Annotated in this window: 1 protein-coding gene; it reads left to right on the top strand. The window is 35.6% G+C overall.

The window, feature by feature from the left end; translation table 11 throughout:
• Nucleotides 1-43: 43 nt before the first annotated feature.
• Nucleotides 44-309 (top strand): transposase (locus G6N06_RS19550; RefSeq protein ID WP_163518380.1); only part of this gene is annotated, 266 nt, incomplete at its 3' end.

Raw genomic sequence — 309 nt, 5'->3', positions numbered from 1 at the left:
TCCTTTTTTCGTATCTTTTTTACTGATTAACAAACACTTGGATATGTTATTACAGCAGCAAAAGATTCAATTGAGTGCGTATTCCGATATATATGACTTGGTTGTTCCCAAAGATAATCTTCTCAGGAAAATTAACGAATTAATTGATTTTACCTTTATCTATGATAAGCTGGTAAACAAATATTGCCTTGACAACGGACGCAACGCAGAAAGTCCGATACGCATGTTCAAGTATTTGTTGCTGAAAACAATCTATACAGTCTCAGATGTCGACGTTGTTGAGCGTTCCCGCTATGATATGTCCTTCAA

The organism is Gelidibacter japonicus (assembly GCF_010725055.1).
GTDB lineage: Bacteria > Bacteroidota > Bacteroidia > Flavobacteriales > Flavobacteriaceae > Gelidibacter > Gelidibacter japonicus.
Note: the sequence above shows the minus strand (reverse complement) of the source record. Positions and strands in the feature narration are given on the sequence as shown.